We start from the raw sequence: 15588 nt of genomic DNA, 5'->3' as shown, positions 1-15588 counted from the left end.
ATCACAACAGCTCGAGGCTGGCGTCGGGACCGGGCGCCACGACCTGGACCTCGTGCACGCCTGCGACCGCGCGCAGCTGCTCGGCCAGCGCGGGCGCGTGGACAGCCTCGCACAGGACCTTGACGTGGGGCCCCGCGTCGGAGGTCACGAACCCGCGCGGACCACCGGACTCACGGATCGACCAGACCGCGCGGATGACCTCGAGCGTCGCGCCGTTCCAGTACATCAGGGGCGGGCGGGTCGCTAGCATGCACGCGTGCATCTTGAAGCACGAGTGCTCCATGACCTCGCCTAGCGCCTCGAACTGCCGGGCCTCGAGGGCGGCCTGGGCGTCGTCGAGGTCGGCCGCCGAGCTCTCGACCCAGGCCGGGTAGTAGGGCGAGGTCAGCCGCGACGACTCCATGCCGCCGGTCGAGCCGACTTGCTTGGCGCCGCGCGCGGTGTGGACGACCAGCAGGCGCAGATCCCAGTGATCGGCGCCGCACAGCTGGCGGGCCACGCAGTCGCGGCCGTCGGCCCGGACGCCCGCGTCGAGCCGCACGAACCCACCCCACACCGAGCGGGCGGCGCTGCCCGAGCCCATCCGCGCCCAGGTCGAGAGCCGCGCCCGCGTGGGCCCGTCGAGCTGCTCACACACGCCGAAGCTGCCCGCGGCCGCGATCGTGAGCGCCGCGAAGCCCGAGGCCGAGCTCGCGAGCCCGGCCGCCGTGGGCAGGTGGTTGATCGAGCGGACCGAGCACGCCGGGCGCTCACCGTGCAGACCGGCCAGGCCCCACACGCGATCCAGCTGCGCGAACACCTTGGCCGCTGGCTTGCCCTCGATCGTCGCGCCGTCGAGATCGAACCCGTCGCGCTCGGCCGGCGCCACCACGGTCTCGCTGCGCAGCACGTCCAGGGTCATCGACAGCGAGCCGACCGCCGGGAGGTTGAGGGCTGGATCGTCGCCCTCGCGCTTTCCCCAGTACTTGACCAGCGCGATGTTGGAGTGGGCGGTGGCCCGGCATGGACGTGGATGGCTCATGGTCAGGATGGACAGGATGGTCAGGAGGATTGGCGTGACTCGAGCTCGACGAAGAACGGGGCCGGGAGGGCAGGGCGCTCGCCCGTGAGGCCGGAGACGACCGCCTGCGCGGCGGCTCGAGTATCGCACAGGGCGATCACGCAGCCGCCTCCGCCGGCCCCGGTCAGCTTGGCCGCGAGCGCGCCGTGGCGGACCGCGGCCGCGCACAGGTGGTCCAGCTCCGGCAGCGAGACCCCGAGCGCCGACAGCAGCTCATGGGCGACGGTGGTCAGCTCGGCCAGCGCGTGCAGATCGCCAGCGCCCAGCGCCGCGCGCCCACACCCGACGAGCTGACCGAGCGCGCCGATCACCGGATCGATGACCGCGGGCATGCGATCGCGTCGGGTCCGAACCCCGGCCACGAGCGCCCCGGTCTGGCGGGGGATCCCGCTGGGGATCACGACCAGCGACACCGGCGCGCCGAGCTCGACGGGCTCGCCGCTGCCGCTCGATCCACGCTCGAACGCGACGACCCCACCGCGAGCCGCGACCGCGCTGTCGATCCCGGAAGGCGTGCCATGAAACACTCGCTCGCCGACCAGCGAGGCCGCGACCACGTCGTCGAGATCGGGCTCGCCGCTGGTCTGGGGCCCGAGCGCGAGCCGAGCCAGCGCGACCGTCAGCGCGGCCGACGAGCCCAGCCCCGCGCGACACGGGATCCGGGCCTCACCGTCGATCCGCCAGCCGGTCACGGGCCCGTCGCAGTGGGCCAGGACCTCGAGGCAAGCCCGCGCGACCGGGTGATCGGTGTCGGGCGTCAGGCGAAGATCCAGCGCCCAGCTGGGGATCGACAGCTCGATCGCGGCGCTGGGATCGGCCAGCGGAGCTGCGTGCAAGCTCAGCCCACGCGCGAGCCCAGCCGCGAGCGCCGGTTGCCCGTAGACCACCGAGTGCTCACCCAGGAGGATGACCTTGCCGCAGGCGAGGGCCGTGCGCTGGAGCTCGAGCGTCATGGCGTCAGGGCTGCCAGCGCGCGAGGTCAGGCCCGAGCATCAGCTGCGCCCGCTGCAGCTCCGCGACCGTGCGCGACCCGGTCAGCAGCATCAGCGAGCGCACCGTCGTGATCACCCCGCTCAGGAACTCGCGGGCGCCGTCGACCCCGCCAGCGCGGTGAGCCTTGAGCACGGGCGCCGCGAGCCCACCCGCGATCGCCCCCAGCGCCACGGCCTTGGCTACGTGGGTGCCGTTGCGTAGCCCGCCCGTAGCGATCGCCTTGACCCCGAGCCCGCGCAGCTGCAGCACCGAGGCCGCGGTCGGGATGCCCCAGTCCCACAGCTCCTGGGCCAGCCGCTTTTGTTCTTCGTCCTGAGCCCGATGGGCCTCGACGGCGACCCAGCTGGTCCCGCCCGAGCCCGAGACGTCGAAGTGCTCGACCCCAGTCGAACGGATCATCTGGGCGACCCCGCGCGAGATGCCGCAGCCAGTCTCCTTGGCGATCACCGGGATCCCCAGCTCGTCGACCAGCCGCCGAAACAGCTCGAGGCCGCCGCCAAAGTCCCGATCACCGCCCGGCTGCACGATCTCCATGGCCGGGTTGAGGTGAATGCACAGCGCGTCGGCGCCGACGTCCGCGCACAGCTTGCGGATCTCGTCGGTGCTCATCTTGCGGGCCTGGACCAGGCCGAGGTTGCCGAACAGCAGCAGGTTTGGCGCCCGGTCGCGAACCTCGAAGGTCCACGCCGTCTCGGGTCGCTCGAACATCGCCCGCTGGCTGCCCAGGCCCATGGCCAGGCCGAGCTCGTCGGCGACCTGGGCCAGGTCCTTGTTGATCTTCGCGGCCTCGTCGGTCCCGCCGGTCATCGCCGAGATCACCACCGGCGCCGCGAGGGTCTTGCCGAGCAGCTCGACCCGCGAGTCGACCTCGTCCGCGTGCATCTCCGGCAGCGCGCAGTGGACCAGCTCACATTGCTCGAATAGGGCAGTCTTCTCGCGAAACCCAACGTTGTCGCCCGCGCAGAGCGCCAGGTGGTCTTTCTTTCGCTGTGAGATATCGAGCCGGTCCGCCACCCGCCGCAAATGCCACCTTTTCGGCGCAGCGACAATCCCAAAACCCCGCGCAGCGGTGTGCCCTGGTGCACACGCCGCTGGTCGGGTGGGCGGCGCTGCCCGGCCGGGTGCGTTCGCGGCGACCGGGTCATACTTGCTGATACGTTGGGGTGATACGCTTGGTGCTCCAGCACGAGACACGATGGACGAACCACCTCCTGAAACCCACACCCGCCCGGCCAGCGACGCCCACGACGTCGACTCGCTCGACGGGATCGTCAACGCGCTGTATGCGTCCGTGTCCTTCGAGCATGGCCGCGGGCCCGACTGGGATCGTTTTCGCGGCTTGTTCGACCCCAGCGCGGTGATGGTGCGGGTCCAGCCGGGCGTCTCGGACAAGCGCCACCCCGATCACCGTGAGCTCAGCTCGATCGACGACTACGTGGCCCGGACCACGGCCGCGGTCGAGACCGGCGCGCTCACGGCCTTCACCGAGCGCGAGCTGACCCGCCGCACCGAAGTCTTCGCGGATCTCGCCCAGGTGTTCAGCACCTACGAGCGCAGCGCCGACGCCGGTGAAGTTCGCCGCGGGATCAATTCATTGCAGCTGGTCCGGCACGGCGAGCGCTGGTGGGTGGTGTCGCTGGCGTGGACGGATGAGACCGACGGCGGCCTGCTGCCGAGTCGCTATCTCCCGCGGTCGTAGTCGAGATCCATGACGGTCGTCGGTCGCTACGCACCAAGCCCGACGGGGCGGCTCCACCTCGGCAACGCGCGCACGGCTCTGCTCGCGTGGCTGCAGGTCCGGGCCGCCGGTGGTCGGTTCGTGCTGCGCGTGGAAGATCTGGATCCGCAGCGCAGCCGGCCCGAGCACGAGGCGCGGCAGCTCGAGGAGCTGCGCTGGCTGGGGCTCGACTGGGACGAGGGGCCCGACGTCGGCGGCCCGAACGGCCCGTACCGCCAGTCCGAGCGCGGTGATCTGTATGCGGCCGCGCTCGCCCAGCTCGACACCTTCGCGTGCACGTGTACGCGCAGGGAGCTGCGCGAGGTCGCGTCGGCGCCCCACGGCGCCGAGCCGATCTATCCGGGCACCTGTCGCGCGGGGCCCAGTCGCCCGGGCAAGCCCGCGTCGCAGCGCTGGCGGGTCCCGTCCGGCGAGGTCTGGTTTGACGATCAGATCGCCGGACGTCGCGGCCAGGACGTCGCGGTCGAGGTCGGCGAGTTCGTGCTGCGACGCGCGGACGGGGCCTGGGCGTATCAGCTCGCCGTCGTGGTCGACGACGCCGCGATGGGGGTCACCCACGTGCTGCGCGGCGCCGATCTGATCGACAGCACCGCCCGACAGATCCTGCTGCAACGCAGCTTGGGGGTGCCCACGCCGAGCTTCGCCCACGCACCGCTGATCGTCGGCGCCGACGGCTACAAGCTCAACAAGCGTCACGGGGCGCCGGATCTGTCGGCCCTGCGGGCCGCGGGAGTCGATCCCCGCCGCGTCGTCGCGGCGCTGGCTGTCTCTGCTGGGCTGCTGGACACCGCTCACGAACGCGACGGTGTCGAGCCTCGCGAGCTGCTCGCAGACTTTGATCTCGCTCGGGTCCCGCGCGATCCGGGGCCGCTGCTCGGGGTGCCCGAGCTCGCCCACGCGCAACCCCGCCCGAGCTGAACCCCACCCGCTATACTCGGCCTTCGTCATGCTTCCACGCGCCCTGCAACCATCCCCGCGCGCCTGTCTCCTGTCGCTCTCGCTGCTCGCCGTGTTCGCGTGCGGGCCCGAGCGCCCACCCCAGGCCGACGCGGCCGAGCGCGCGACCCCGGCCAAGGCCGAGCCGCCCGTGTTCGACCCCAACACCGACCAGTTCGTGCTCACCTACGCGGGCGAGCGAGGCGTGTTCGCCGACTGCACCAGCCTCGCCGAGGTCCCGGCGGAAGCCCGGGCGCGGGTCGGGGTCAACGTGTTCGGAGCCGCGGCCCCGCCCGGAAAAGTCTGGGTCGCCAACCTCGACGCGCCGCTGCCCGACGGCCGGTTCGCGCTCGATCCCGTCGACCGCGACGAGTTCGAGACGGCCGTGCTCGGGACCGGGCGCTCGTCGGTCTACGCGATGCCCACCGACCTCGAGTCGCTCGAGCAGATCGCCAACCGCGAGGCGCCGATCATCGTCTACAAGACCTCGTGGTGCGGGGTCTGCAAGCAGCTCGAGAAGTACCTCGATCGCAAGGGCGTCGAGTACGTGGCCAAGGACATCGAGAAGGACCGCACGGCCGCCGCCGAGCTGCAGGCCAAGGCCAAGGCCAAGGGCGTCCCGACCGGCTCGGTGCCGATGATCGACATCGGCGGCGAGCTGCTGCGGGGGTTCGACAAGAACGCGATCGAGAAGCTGCTGTGAGGCGCTGACCGCTCAGCTGCGGCTGCAGATCCCCGCCCGGGGATCGGGCGCGCCCGTGCCCGACAGCCGCTCGAGGAACGCTGGCGCGTCGATGAAGGTGGTCACGTGCATCGCCGGCTCGGGCTGGGCCTTGCCCGCGCGGACGTCGGCCATCCGCTCGCCGAGCCCGGAGCCGGCGGTGTACACGACCACGCTGGGCAGCTCGGCCGCGTGAAACGCCGACTGCATCGCCTGTTGCTCATCGCTTGGATCGCTGACGTCGATCTTCACGAGCTCGTACTTGGCCAGCTCGGCCTCGACCTCGGGCGCCGAGAAGGTCTTGGCCTCGAGCTCGTGGCAGGGGTTGCACCACGACGCGCCAAAGTCGATCAGGATCGGCTTGCCGGCCTCGTCGGCCCGCGCGACCGCGGCCTCGAGCTCGTCCATGGTCTCGACCTCGTGCCAGTCGGCGGTCAGCTCGACCCACAAGATGTTGTTGAGCATCAAGATGCTGCCGAACGAGGCGACCGCCACGGCCGTGCCCTTGATCAGCTTCTCGCTCAGGGGACCGTGGAAGCTGCGGTGGACCGCGCCTGCAGCCACGCCCGCGACCGTGAGCCCCAGGCCCAGCCACAGACCCCACTGCGGGTTGATCACGAAGTCCGAGAGCGCCGGGCTCAGCGGCCGCATGAAGTAGAACGCCATCACGATCAGCGCGATCCCAAACACGCTCTTGATGTGGTCCATCCACGGCCCAGGCTTGAACAAGCTGGCCCCGAGCGCGACCGCGAAGAACAGCGTGCCCATGCCCAGCGCGTAGGTGAACAGCAGCGAGCCGCCGTACAGCACCCCGCCAGGACGATCAGCCGAGACCGCGATGTAGGCCAGGAGGTTGAGCAGCACCGGCCCCGTGCAGGGCGCCGAGACCAGGCCGCTGACCAGGCCCATCAAGAACGCGCCGAATGGACCCGCGCCGCCGACGTTGGCCAGCTTGTTCTCCAGCGCCGAGGGCAGCTGAAGCTCGAACGCGCCAAACATGCTGGCCGCGAGCGCGAGCAACACCAGCACCAGCGGGCCCACGACCCACGGGTTGGCCAGCCAGGTCCCAAACCCCACGCCCCCGGCCGCGAGCGCGACCCCGACACCCAAGCTGGTGTAGAGCGCGGCCATGCCGAGCACGTAGGACGCCGCCAGGAACAGCGCGCGCCCCTTGCTGACCCCCTTGGCCCCGAACACCGCGACCGTCACCGGGATCAGCGGGTACACGCACGGCGTGAGGTCGACGAGCACCCCCTGGCCGAAGGCCCACGCGTAGGTGCCGAGGCCCCCGCAGTCGGACGCGGCGTTGGCCAGCAGGGGTCGAAGCAGGGTGGGGTCGATCAGGTTTTCCCAGGTCATGGGCGAGCAAATCATACGCTGCCCGCCGGCCGCCGCGACCTACTCTTTTGGGGGATCGAGGCAGACGCGAGATCTGCGCCGCGGGCTGGATCACGTGCTGTGGCCGCCGAGTCGAGGCGCGCAGCAATTTGCCGACCAGCCGAGCGTCGCGTTTGCCGCTACGGGCAGGCCGTAAACGGCTCGACCAGCTTACCGAGGGTCCCCGCGTAGCTGTCCGCGCAGATCGACTGAAGCTGGCCGCCGCTGTGCTCGACGACCTCGCGCATGCGCACGGGCGGCAGCGCCTCCATGTCCCCGGCGCTGCACCCTGGACCGATCCCAAACGAGTTTTGGAAGTTCGAGTCGGGTGACGCCGCGTACACCAACGTCCCATCCCCGGCCGCGCCCCCGATCACCGACAGCTGCACCGCAGCAGTGGGATCGAGCGCCTGCAGCTGAGCCTCGAGGCCATCCAGCAAGGCGTCATAGCGGCCGACGGGATGCAGCACCGCGTCGGCGTCACTCGCCGCGCTCTCTGCATTGACGTCGAAGTCCGCCGGATCGCAGCTGGCGTAGCTGCTGGGATCACCGACGCACTCCACGCCCGCGTTCCAGCACACGGCGCTGGTCGGGAACTGCGAGTTGGGATCGGACCAAAACACCTTGTTGCCGTCCGGCTCGAAGATCTCGGACCAGCCCTTGTTGTAGGAGCAGTCGACCTCGTCGCTCACGATGATCACCAGCAAGCTGGCGTCGCTGCGCAGGAACCCATAGTTCATCTCGTCCGCGTTCTGGGCTCGGACCAGCGCGAGGTACCCGGACTCGAGCTGCTGTTCGAAGCCACATCCGTTGATGCCCATCGGCACCAGACAGGCCAGCGCGGCGGCGGGGTCGAGATCATCGGCCAAGTTGCTGACCCCGTCGATGCGCTCGACCCAGCGGCGCGGGGCCGGAGTGTCGTCGACCTCGGTGGTCGTCGGAGCGATCGCCACGTTGGCAAATTCGCACACGTCGTTGCACGCGAGGTCGCTGGCGTCGATCTGTCCGTTGTTGAAGTTGAAGTCGCCCAGGCGGCTCTTGCACGAGCTCAACACCAAGTTCCCGGCCTCCGGTGTGGTCTGCCCCGGCGGGCACCATGGGTTGCCGTTGTCGGTCGTGGTCACACCGATCCGCCAGTCGACCCCCGCCGCGTCGAGCGGATCGATGAGCCCAGCCATGCTGGCGGCGAGTCGCGCCTGGGCCTCACCCATGGTCCCCGAGTTGTCGACCACGAGCAGGATGTCGAGCGCCCCAGCGCAGCCGGATGGATCACCGTCGCCGTCGCCGGTTGGATCGCCATCACCATCGCCGGTCGGATCGCCGTCGCCGTCGCCGGTCGGATCGCCGTCGCCGTCGCCAGTCGGATCGCCGTCGCCGTCGCCGGTCGGATCGCCGTCGCCATCACCGGCTGTCTCGCTCCCCGCGTCGTCGACGGCCGGCGGGGGTTTGCAGGCGAGCGAGCTGACCGCCAGCGTCAGGCTCAGGATCGTTCGGTTTTGACCACGTCCAGAAAAGTTCGTCACTCGCGCAGTGTATCAGTGCGAGGTCAGCGGCACACCGACCGCGCGGCTGAGCCGGGCCAGCGCGACGTTGCGCTTCATGACCGCCTCGAACCGCTGAAACTCGAACTCCGCCCACTTCGTCAGCGCCTTGCGGAGATCCTCGAAGTTGCTCGCGCCGATCGTGCCGCTGGTCTGCTCCGAGATGACCAGCCGCCACGACTTGTCACGCGCGAGCTCGGCGAAGCGCAGCTGCTGCTCGGCGTCGATGACCCCGCGGTAGGCGTCCTCGACCTCGAGCGCCAGCAGTCGCTGGGCCGCCTCGCGCTGGTACTCGGCCTCGCGGCGCTGGGCCCGGGCTCGCTGCAGCGCGAACGCGTTGTTGTGAAAGTCCAGGTTCCAGCTCATCGCCAGCCCGAAGTACACGTTCGAGTAGTTGAGTCGGCCGGTGTAGTTGAGCGTCCGCATCTCCGGCGTGGCCTTGTTGGCGTAGCCGTAGCCAAGCCGCACGACGGCCCCGAGATCCGGCAAGAAGTTGGTGCGCGCGAGCTTCTCCTGGACCTTGCGGGCCTCGACGCCGGCGTCGGCGAGCTTGGCCTCGGGTCGGTTCTTCAGGGCCAGCGTTCGATAGTGGTCGAGCTCGGCCAGCCCGCCTTCGATCGTGTCGGGGGCCAGGCGCTGCTCGGCGACGTCGAACCCGCGCGGGGCCGCGCTGCCGGCGATCGCCCACAGGCTGGCCAGCGCCTTGGCCTCGATCATTCGAGCCTCGCGCATGCGCCCGGCCAGCTCGATCTCCCCGACCTCGAGCCGGGTAAGATCGTCGGGGTCTCGATCGAGGTTGAGCGACTCGGGATCGGCATCGAACGCGGGCTCGCCGTCGGGCCCGATCCCCAGCTCGGTCTCGATCTTGACCCGCTCGGCCCCGATGATCCCCCACGCCTCGTCGAGGATCCCGACGCTCTCGCGCGCGAGCAACAGCGCGGCGTGGGCCTCGTAGATGCGCAGCAGCGTCTCTTGCTCGGTCGCCAGGTGCTGCAGCCGTGCGATCTCGACGCCCTGCGTCGCGAGCTTCTTGGCGCTCAGGATCTTCCCGAAGGTCGTGATCGGCACGACGAATTCAGCGCTGAGCCGCAGCGCGATCCCAGCCTGGGCGATGCGGTCGAAGTAGCCGCCGACGGTCTGGAGGTCGGCGGGGTCGCCACCGTCGCGACCGAGGCCGGTCGCGGGGTCGCCTGCGGCCCGGCAATACTGATAGGAGAACGGCTGTCCGTTTTCGCCCTGCAGCGAGACGTCGTCGCACTCGATCGCCGCGCCCGGGGTCAGCACCGCGGACGTCCGCACGATCGGCACCCACGCGAACTTGGCCATCCGCAGCAGCGCGCGCATGGCCTCGATGTTCTGATCCGCCGCCTTGACGTAGGGGTTGTCGAGGCCGTAGCGCACGATCTGCTCGCGGCTCAGCGAGGGGATCCCAGCCGGGCGCGGGCCGTAGGCGTCGTCGCGCGTCGACGGGGGCATCTCGAACAGCGCGCGCACGGGATCGTCGGTGCCGAGCAGCCCGCCCTGAGACCCCGGCGCTCCGCTGAACACCAGCGGGGGCGCGTGACCGGTGCGCGGCTCGGGCAGCTGCTTCGAGGCCGGCGGGGGCCCGTCGAGCACGGGCGGCGGCGCGCTGGGACCTTCGACGACCGGCCCGACGGCGGCGGGTTCGGCGATCGGATCCGCGACGGGATCAGCGGGGGAGGGCGGCGGCGCGGCGCGGACCGTGGTGGCGGTCAGCAGCACCACCGTCAGACAAGTGAGCGCGACCCGGGGACGGCCAGGGGCCGGGACTCGCTCACGACGCGATCGCATCGGCAACCCCTACACCGCCGCTCGGGGCCAGGCAAGCCGCGCGCGCGCCCTGATCCGCGACCGCGTTGCGGCCCGGAACCAGGCTTGCCATGGTGCTGGCGTGACCGCGACGATCCGACACGCCCTGCTCGCCACGCTCCCGAACCAAGCTCGCGCCGTGGTCCGCGTCACGGGCGACGACGCCACGCGTTTCCTCCAGGGCCTGCTCAGCGCCGACGTCGGTGAGCTCACACCTGGGCGCGCGACGGCGGCCACGCTGCTCACCGTCAAGGGCAAGATCATCAGCGAGGTGCTGGTCCTGGCGGTCACGGAGGACGAGCCGTGGCTGTTGCTGCCGGCCGAGATCGCCCCGGACGTGACCGCCAAGCTCGACGCGCACATCATCATGGACGACGTCGAGCTCGAGCCATTGACCGATCATGCCTGCGCGATCGCATGGACCGAGGCCGCGACGCTGACGCCCGAGCAGCTCGGCGCGCTGCCGGCTGGGGTCCGCGCGTTCGCGGGCACCCACCCGTTGCCGGGGGTCGTGCTGGTCGGTCCCGAGTCGGCCCTGAGCACGGCGCTCGCCAAGATCGGCGAGCCGGCCGATACCGAGGCGTTCACCGCCGCCCGGATCGCCCACGGGCGTCCGGCCTGGGGGTTCGAGATCGCGGCGGACCGGTTCCCGCCCGAGGTCGGGTTCGTCGACGCCGTCTCGTACGACAAGGGCTGCTTCTTGGGTCAAGAGCCGCTCTCGCGCATCCACAACCGCGGCCAGGTCAACCGCGTCATGGTCCGCGTGAAGCTGTCCGCCGCGCCCACGTCGCCGCTGCCGATCGCGCTGCAGGTCGACGGCGCCCAGGTCGGTCACCTGACCAGCCACACCCAGGCGCTCGAGGGCCTGGCGATCGTCCGCCGCGCCCACGCCAAGCCAGGCGCCCAGCTGCACGCCGACGAGCTCACGATCACGGTTCAAAGCCCACCGCTGGGTGACGACCCCGGTCGCGCCGGTCGCCAGCAGGCAGCGACGGTGACCCTCGGCGGCCGTCGCTGAGCGCTCAGCCCCGACCCGCTCAGCCCCGACCAAGGAACAGGTTGCGGCCCAGCCCCGCGCGCCCGGCCGCCGCGACCGCGCCCGCGGCCGCCCAGCCCGCCGCGAACTCCCCCTCGAGCCCCAGCCCCGGGTAGGTCATGCGCGACGCGAAGTACAGGTTCTTGATCCCCGACGAGTGCGGCAGCATCCCCACACCCAGACTCGGCGCGGCCCCACGCAGCCGGTACAGCGGGTCCATCGGCACGCGCAGGGCCGTGTCGGCGCCGAACGCCTCAAGCCGCTGACCGGCGCCGTCGGTCGCCTCGCGGCCGTCGTGGGGCGAGTGGATCAACCGCAGCCACGGGCGCGCGAACGGCAGCACCCCGCGCTGCTCGAGCTCATCCAAGATCCGCTCGCGGACATCGTCGGTCGACTCGTCCGGCCCCAGCACGCGGACGATCGACACGCTCCGAACACCCTCTTGTCCGGGCCCCGGCTCGAGCCGCAGGTAGGTCATCCCCGCGCCCTCGTTGGTCTCGATCGCCCGCTCGGGCACGCACACGACCAGGCCCTCGAGCCCCGGCCCGATCCCACGCTCGTCGATGTCGAGGTGGAGCACGAACCGCCGCGCGGCGCTCTCGATGTTGTCGAGGCTGACCTGCAGCGGTTTGGGCAGCGACGCGGCGACCAGCGGCCCGTCGATCAGCCGGCGCGGATCCGTGGCGATCAGCATGTGATCGCAGCCGTAGCGGTCGCGCTTGCCGAGCAGGGTGATCCCCGTGACGCGGCCGCGCTTGTGCATGATCTCGGCGATCCGCAGGTTCGACTTGACCTCGCCAGACTTGAGCTCGAGCCGCTGAACTAGCTGCTCGCGCAGGCCCGGTCCGCCGCCGCTGCGGTCTTCGGGGCCGCGCTCCCACAGCCTCGAGATCCGCAGGCTCGCGGCCTTGCCCAGCTGCGCCGGGCTCAGGTGCTGCAGCCAGGCCTCGAGCGCGCGCGACTGGGCGCGCAGCGGGTGCCCAGCGGTGAGCGGCCCGAGCTCGTCGAAGTCGGCGGCCGGCAGCTGATTCGACACCCGGGCCAGAAACCGGCGACTCCAGAACCCATCGGGGACCAGCGCGCTGTCGGATCCGAGCAGATCGTCGAGCAGCTCGTCGGTCGCCTCGCTCCACTGCCGACGGTGCTCCCACGCCTCGGCGACGGGATCTTCGGGCCACTCTCGGTGGGTCTCTCGCAGCCAGCTCGAGTCGTTGGGCTCGGCGTCGAGCCGATGGTCAGCCAGCGCGTAGTGCAGCAGCTCGCCCAGCGGTCGGTGCTCGCGGCGGATCTGCGTCCACAGGCCCAGCTCTTCGAACACTCGCTGTACGGCCGGGCAGCCCAGGTGCACGAGCGGCGCGGTGTCGAGCGCGAAGCCCCGACGCGCGAGCCGATAGCGGCCGTCGATCGGGCCGTGCGGGATCACCAGCACCCGCTTGCCGCGGCGGGCAACCAGCGCCGCCGCGACCAGCCCGGCGAAGTCGGTGCCGAGCACGATCAGATCGTAGTGGTTGGTCGTCGCGCTGGCCAAAGTAGGAGTTCAGTCTAAGCCATGGATGGCGCCCGTGATCCGCACCGCGGGGTCGCTCGGCCCTCGCGCCACCAGCTGACCCACGCCGACCGCGGGCTGGCCGGCCGCGTCACAGGCCGCCAGGACCTCGTCGGCGCGGCGCGGGTCGACCACCAGCAGCATGCCGATCCCGCAGTTGAAGGTGCGCAGCAGCTCGGCCCGCGCGACCCCACACGCGACCACGGCCCGGAGCACCGCGGGCTGCTCGATCGACTCGAGATCGATCTCGATTGTCAGGCCGTCGTGGATCGCCCGCGGGGGGTTCTCGATCAGCCCGCCACCGGTGATGTGCGCCGCCGCGTGCACGGGCCCGCCCGCCAGCGCGCGCAGGGCCGCGAACGCGGGCTCGTAGATCCGCGTGGGCTCGAGCAGCGCCTCGCCGACCGTCTGGGGATCCTCGGGCCCGGCGCCCGGCAGCGGATCCGCGAGGTCCAGGGCGCCATGCTCAGCAGACAGCAGCGCCTTGCGGGCCAGTGAGTAGCCGTTGCTGTGCAGCCCGGAGCTGGGCAGCGCGAGCACCACGTCACCCGCTTCCGTGCGCTGCGGGCCCCAGATCTCCCCGCGCTCGACCACACCCACCGCCGTCGCGGCCAGGTCGTAGTGCCCGTCGGCGTACATGCCCGGCAGCTCGGCGGTCTCGCCCCCGAGCAGCGCGCACCCAGCTTGACGGCAGCCGGCGACCACGCCCGCGACCAGCTGCTCGATCTTGCCCGGCTCGAGCCGCCCCGTCGCAATGTAGTCGAGCAAGAACAGCGGCCGCGCGCCCGTGCACAGCAGGTCGTTGACGTTCATTGCCACGAGATCAATGCCGACGCTGTGGTGCTGATCCATCGCGATGGCAACGAGGATCTTGGTGCCGACGCCGTCGGTGCACGAGACCAACACCGGCTCGCGCAGCCCGGTTGGCAGCGCCATCATGCCTGCGAACCCGCCCAGCCCGTCGATCTGCTCGGGCCGCCGGGTGGTCTCGACCAGCGCCTTGATCCGCCGCACGGCCTCGTTGCCGGCTTCGATGTCGACGCCCGCGCTCGCGTAGGTCAGTGGCTTGGCGTCGGTCATCGGCGCCGACTTACCAAGCGGCCTCTAGCCAAACAACCCCTCGAGGATCGCCAGCATGTGGCGGCGCGCAGGGAGCGTGCTGTCGGCGGCCAGCCACTGCTCGAACGCCTCCATCAGCGCGATCGTGATCGCCGGACGGTCCGCCAGGGGATCGTTGATCGCGCCGGGACGCTGGTCTTCGAGCAGGGGACGCAGGCGCTCGGCGTACTCCTCGAGCAGGGCCATGTACTCGCGCTTGAGATCCGAGCTGAGCCGCTGCCGGGCCCACTGCGCGACCGAGGTCATGATCCGATCGACGAGCACCTCGACCTCGGCCGGCGGCACCTGCATGTACGTGGAGCTGGGCAGCATCGCAAACCCCGACATCAGCCGCGACGCGAGCTCGAGGGCCTGGCGATCTTCACTGCGCATCGCTGGCCACGCGGTTCGCTCACGCATGACGATGAACGCCACGTAGAGCCCGTCGATCCCGTACTCGTCCGACACCCCGACCACCCGCCGGACCGCGCTGCCGCTGTAGCGCTCGAAGATGTTCTGAAGCGCGCGCCCCACGGACGCCAGTGACCCGTGCGGGAGAGCCGGCCCCGCTGCGTCTTCGCCTGGATCTGTCACCGACCGCCAGGGCCCTGCCGCGAGCCGCCCCGACCTGTCGGGAGCGTCGGTTTGCTTACTGGCGATACTCACGAACAGACAATCCTTCACGCTTCGGGCCGCGTGAGCGCGAAGCTTTGCACGCCTTGCGTGCAAGTTGTGCCGAGGGGATGATACCCCGGCCGCGCTCTCGCGGACGGGAATTACAGACCATGGCCTGGTGGCGACGCAAGAAAGACGCTCTCGAGCGACCCGAACCCGGCGGCAAAGTGTCCGTTCCGGCTGGTCTTTGGACCAAATGCGATTCTTGTAGCGAAATTACCTACACGGAGGAGCTCGTTCAAAACCTGCGCGTGTGTCCCGTCTGCGGCCACCACCACGTGATGCCAACGGGCGAGCGGATCGCCACGACCGTCGATCCTGGCACCTGGGTCGAGCACCACGAACACCTGTGCTCGGGGGACCCGCTCGAGTTCACGGACTCCAAGCGCTACAAAGATCGGCTCGACGCGGCGACCAAGAAGAGCGGCCGCAACGACGCGTTCGTGTGTGGCACCGGCAAGGTCGACGGGGTCGAGGCCTCGCTCGGCTTCTTCGCCTTCGAGTTCATGGGTGGCTCGATGGGCTCGGTCGTCGGCGAGAAGGTCACGCTGGTGTTCGAGCGCGCGCTCGAGCAGGGCCTCCCGGCGCTGGTGTTCTCGGCCTCCGGCGGCGCCCGCATGCAAGAGGGCATCTTGTCGCTCATGCAGATGGCCAAGACCTCGGCCGCGCGCGCCAAGCTGCGCGAGGCCGGGCTGCCCTACATCTCCGTGCTGCTGCATCCGACCACGGGCGGCGTCGCGGCCAGCTTCGCGTTTCTCGGTGATCTGATCCTCGCCGAGCCGCGCGCGCTGATCGGGTTCGCGGGGCCGCGGGTCATTCAGCAGACGATCGGCCAGGAGCTGCCCGAGGGGTTCCAGACCAGCGAGTTCCTGCTCGAGCACGGCATGGTCGATCGCATCGTCAGTCGGCTCGAGATGCGCGACCAGATCGGGCTGTTGTTGCGCCTGCTCGGCTTCGGTGAGCACATCCCGCGCGCCAACCAGACGATGACCGACGGCGTGATCATCCGCGACGAGGCCAGCGCGCCCTGAGCCGCA

Annotated in this window: 14 protein-coding genes; 5 read left to right on the top strand and 9 right to left on the bottom strand. The window is 70.7% G+C overall.

Annotated elements, in window-relative coordinates; genetic code table 11:
- Window position 1: 1 nt before the first annotated feature.
- Genes mvaD through fni form a run of 3 tightly spaced genes read right to left on the bottom strand, consistent with a single transcriptional unit; the run spans window position 2 to window position 3067 of the window.
- Window positions 2-1021: a diphosphomevalonate decarboxylase gene (mvaD, locus tag ENSA7_RS15330; RefSeq protein ID WP_106090026.1), complete on the bottom strand. Its 1020-nt coding sequence runs from the start codon at window positions 1019-1021 to the stop codon at window positions 2-4.
- Window positions 1022-1041: 20 nt separating this feature from the next.
- A complete protein-coding gene (gene mvk, locus ENSA7_RS15325; RefSeq protein WP_106090025.1) occupies window positions 1042-2013 on the bottom strand; it encodes a mevalonate kinase in 972 nt (323 codons plus the stop codon).
- Between the two features lie 4 nt (window positions 2014-2017).
- Window positions 2018-3067, bottom strand: coding sequence for a type 2 isopentenyl-diphosphate Delta-isomerase (gene fni / locus ENSA7_RS15320; RefSeq protein WP_244923813.1), 1050 nt, complete (start codon window positions 3065-3067; stop codon window positions 2018-2020).
- A gap of 181 nt (window positions 3068-3248) precedes the next feature.
- Here fni and ENSA7_RS15315 point away from each other — a divergent pair, with 181 nt between their 5' ends.
- Genes ENSA7_RS15315 through ENSA7_RS15305 form a run of 3 tightly spaced genes read left to right on the top strand, consistent with a single transcriptional unit; the run spans window position 3249 to window position 5430 of the window.
- A complete protein-coding gene (locus tag ENSA7_RS15315; protein ID WP_106090023.1) occupies window positions 3249-3752 on the top strand; it encodes a hypothetical protein in 504 nt (167 codons plus the stop codon).
- Between the two features lie 9 nt (window positions 3753-3761).
- The gene (gluQRS, locus tag ENSA7_RS15310; protein ID WP_106090022.1) at window positions 3762-4709 is read left to right on the top strand and encodes a tRNA glutamyl-Q(34) synthetase GluQRS; all 948 of its coding nucleotides are present in this window, start codon (window positions 3762-3764) and stop codon (window positions 4707-4709) included.
- Between the two features lie 28 nt (window positions 4710-4737).
- Window positions 4738-5430 (top strand): glutaredoxin domain-containing protein, encoded by a 693-nt coding sequence (locus ENSA7_RS15305; protein WP_106090021.1) that lies wholly within the window; start codon window positions 4738-4740, stop codon window positions 5428-5430.
- Between the two features lie 12 nt (window positions 5431-5442).
- Here ENSA7_RS15305 and ENSA7_RS15300 read toward each other — a convergent pair whose 3' ends face one another.
- From ENSA7_RS15300 to ENSA7_RS15285, 3 genes are all read right to left on the bottom strand, one after another.
- Window positions 5443-6807 (bottom strand): protein-disulfide reductase DsbD family protein, encoded by a 1365-nt coding sequence (locus ENSA7_RS15300; protein WP_181233759.1) that lies wholly within the window; start codon window positions 6805-6807, stop codon window positions 5443-5445.
- A 158-nt stretch (window positions 6808-6965) separates the two neighbouring features.
- Window positions 6966-8348: a hypothetical protein gene (locus ENSA7_RS15295; RefSeq protein WP_181233758.1), complete on the bottom strand. Its 1383-nt coding sequence runs from the start codon at window positions 8346-8348 to the stop codon at window positions 6966-6968.
- A gap of 12 nt (window positions 8349-8360) precedes the next feature.
- Window positions 8361-10178 carry a TolC family protein gene (locus ENSA7_RS15285; RefSeq protein ID WP_146157724.1) on the bottom strand — a complete coding sequence of 606 codons (1818 nt, stop codon included), beginning with the start codon at window positions 10176-10178 and terminating at the stop codon, window positions 8361-8363.
- Between the two features lie 100 nt (window positions 10179-10278).
- Between ENSA7_RS15285 and ygfZ the strand changes: the two genes are divergently transcribed.
- Window positions 10279-11214, top strand: a complete 936-nt coding sequence (gene ygfZ / locus ENSA7_RS42270) for a CAF17-like 4Fe-4S cluster assembly/insertion protein YgfZ (RefSeq protein ID WP_181233757.1) — start codon at window positions 10279-10281, stop codon at window positions 11212-11214.
- A gap of 19 nt (window positions 11215-11233) precedes the next feature.
- On the opposite strand, the gene ENSA7_RS15275 is transcribed toward ygfZ, so the two are convergent.
- The 3 genes from ENSA7_RS15275 to ENSA7_RS15265 are packed head-to-tail and all read right to left on the bottom strand — an operon-like array spanning window position 11234 to window position 14410.
- Window positions 11234-12760 (bottom strand): phytoene desaturase family protein, encoded by a 1527-nt coding sequence (locus ENSA7_RS15275; RefSeq protein WP_106090016.1) that lies wholly within the window; start codon window positions 12758-12760, stop codon window positions 11234-11236.
- 9 nt (window positions 12761-12769) lie between these two features.
- Window positions 12770-13858 (bottom strand): phosphoribosylformylglycinamidine cyclo-ligase, encoded by a 1089-nt coding sequence (gene purM / locus ENSA7_RS15270; RefSeq protein ID WP_106090015.1) that lies wholly within the window; start codon window positions 13856-13858, stop codon window positions 12770-12772.
- Window positions 13859-13882: 24 nt separating this feature from the next.
- Window positions 13883-14410, bottom strand: a complete 528-nt coding sequence (locus ENSA7_RS15265; protein WP_106090014.1) for a hypothetical protein — start codon at window positions 14408-14410, stop codon at window positions 13883-13885.
- Window positions 14411-14661: 251 nt separating this feature from the next.
- On the opposite strand from ENSA7_RS15265, the gene accD reads away from it, so the two are divergent.
- A complete protein-coding gene (accD, locus tag ENSA7_RS15260; RefSeq protein WP_106090013.1) occupies window positions 14662-15582 on the top strand; it encodes an acetyl-CoA carboxylase, carboxyltransferase subunit beta in 921 nt (306 codons plus the stop codon).
- Window positions 15583-15588 lie beyond the last annotated feature (6 nt).

Source organism: Enhygromyxa salina (genome assembly GCF_002994635.1).
Classification (GTDB): Bacteria; Myxococcota_A; Polyangia; order Nannocystales; family Nannocystaceae; genus Plesiocystis; species Plesiocystis salina_B.
This window is presented reverse-complemented; position numbering and strand designations above follow the sequence as displayed.

Bases quoted from the DNA above. Each gene is read 5' to 3' on its own strand.
- purM (WP_106090015.1), bottom strand. From the start codon at position 13,858: ATGACCGACGCCAAGCCACTGACCTACGCGAGCGCGGGCGTCGACATC.
- mvk (WP_106090025.1), bottom strand. From the start codon at position 2,013: ATGACGCTCGAGCTCCAGCGCACGGCCCTCGCCTGCGGCAAGGTCATC.
- gluQRS (WP_106090022.1), top strand. From the start codon at position 3,762: ATGACGGTCGTCGGTCGCTACGCACCAAGCCCGACGGGGCGGCTCCAC.
- mvaD (WP_106090026.1), bottom strand. From the start codon at position 1,021: ATGAGCCATCCACGTCCATGCCGGGCCACCGCCCACTCCAACATCGCG.
- ENSA7_RS15315 (WP_106090023.1), top strand. From the start codon at position 3,249: ATGGACGAACCACCTCCTGAAACCCACACCCGCCCGGCCAGCGACGCC.
- ENSA7_RS15300 (WP_181233759.1), bottom strand. From the start codon at position 6,807: ATGACCTGGGAAAACCTGATCGACCCCACCCTGCTTCGACCCCTGCTG.
- accD (WP_106090013.1), top strand. From the start codon at position 14,662: ATGGCCTGGTGGCGACGCAAGAAAGACGCTCTCGAGCGACCCGAACCC.
- ENSA7_RS15305 (WP_106090021.1), top strand. From the start codon at position 4,738: ATGCTTCCACGCGCCCTGCAACCATCCCCGCGCGCCTGTCTCCTGTCG.
- ENSA7_RS15285 (WP_146157724.1), bottom strand. From the start codon at position 10,178: ATGCGATCGCGTCGTGAGCGAGTCCCGGCCCCTGGCCGTCCCCGGGTC.